Genomic DNA, 1,146 nt, shown 5'->3' with positions numbered 1-1,146 from the left:
AAGGTCGTTGACCTGCAGCGTCGACAGGCCGAGCAGATCCAGACGATCGAGATAGCCGAACACCGACGCCAGCAACCTGCCGGACTCGGCCATCAGCGCTATCTCCTGCGCGGTCTTGGTCATGAGGTCGCTGCCAGGGCCGGCTGCACGGTGATGCCGGCTGCGCGCATCTCGGCCGCCATCACGTCGTTGAAACTCAGCGTCGGGTTCATTTCGCAGAGCATGCCTATGCGAATCCAGAACCCGGCCTGAGCATTGATGGAGCGATGCGACACACTGCTCGCCCGGCGAATCTGGTCGTGCAGTTCGTCATCGATGTTGACGATACCCATGAGGCCTCCCTTCTATATGAAATATATATGAATCATATAGCCACGTTTCGCCAGTTTCTTCAACAGGGGGCGCCATCCTTTAAACTGTGGGGGCTGTTCGCATGGCAGGTGCGATGGCAGGACATTGCAGTCAGGTTGAAACGGGAGAGACGATGAAACGTGCGGATGTAAAACGCAGAACGGCTGAAGGGGTCATGTTCGACACCCAGATCATGGCGAACCCGGCCAATACCGCCGAGTGGATCGTCTTCTTCAAGAAAGACGCCGGGCGCAGCTTCTTCCTGGTGGATGCGGCCGAACAGGTCGAGAGCTTTGCCAGCCTCGACGAGCTGGTGGTCGAGTTGCGGGCGGTGGGTATCAAGCGGTTGGAAGTACAGCTTTGAGCGGTTGCTAACAGTTGGCGTGGATCATCCTGTGGATATCCTCGTGATACCTGGCTGAAGTCCTTGTGTTCAGGGCGTTTCAGGCAGTTGTACAAAAACTGAGCCTTGTTTCAGGGCTATCCACAAAGAGTTGGGATAAGTTCTTTTCTAACCTGTTGATAAGGTGCTGCAGGCACCTGTCTACAAGGGCTCCAGCGCTTTGTGCAGTTTATCGCCAGCGCAGCTCGGCTCAGTCGCTGCCTGGGCGATAGAGATGACGGTGCGCGGCGTCGTACAGCGCCGACTCGGCGAAGGCGCCCGGGTCGAGCACGCGGCCGACGAGGATCAGCGCCGTGCGGCGGAAGTCCTTGGCTGCGACCTTCTCCTCTATGTCGCTGAGCGTTCCTTGCACCCAGTCCTGGTCCGGCCAGCTCGCTCTGTGGATAACCGCG

2 protein-coding genes and 1 pseudogene are annotated in these 1,146 nt (G+C 58.4%); 1 reads left to right on the top strand and 2 read right to left on the bottom strand.

All coding sequences use genetic code 11. The annotated features are described in order from the left end of the window. Positions 1–119: 119 nt before the first annotated feature. Positions 120–332 (bottom strand): ParD-like family protein, encoded by a 213-nt coding sequence (locus J0A65_RS23740; protein WP_206596740.1) that lies wholly within the window; start codon positions 330–332, stop codon positions 120–122. 152 nt (positions 333–484) lie between these two features. Here J0A65_RS23740 and J0A65_RS23735 point away from each other — a divergent pair, with 152 nt between their 5' ends. Next, positions 485–715, top strand: coding sequence for a hypothetical protein (locus tag J0A65_RS23735; RefSeq protein ID WP_037054745.1), 231 nt, complete (start codon positions 485–487; stop codon positions 713–715). 229 nt (positions 716–944) lie between these two features. Here J0A65_RS23735 and J0A65_RS23730 read toward each other — a convergent pair. Continuing rightward, positions 945–1,146: pseudogene (locus tag J0A65_RS23730) on the bottom strand (precorrin-4 C(11)-methyltransferase); the annotation flags it as partial.

It is taken from the genome of Bowmanella yangjiangensis, assembly GCF_017255015.1.
In the GTDB taxonomy this organism is placed as follows: domain Bacteria; phylum Pseudomonadota; class Gammaproteobacteria; order Enterobacterales; family Alteromonadaceae; genus Bowmanella; species Bowmanella yangjiangensis.
Note: the sequence above shows the minus strand (reverse complement) of the source record. Positions and strands in the feature narration are given on the sequence as shown.

What these genes read in the sequence shown, in the direction of transcription:
- J0A65_RS23735 (WP_037054745.1), top strand. Translation starts at nt 485, where the DNA reads ATGAAACGTGCGGATGTAAAACGCAGAACGGCTGAAGGGGTCATGTTC.
- J0A65_RS23740 (WP_206596740.1), bottom strand. Translation starts at nt 332, where the DNA reads ATGGGTATCGTCAACATCGATGACGAACTGCACGACCAGATTCGCCGG.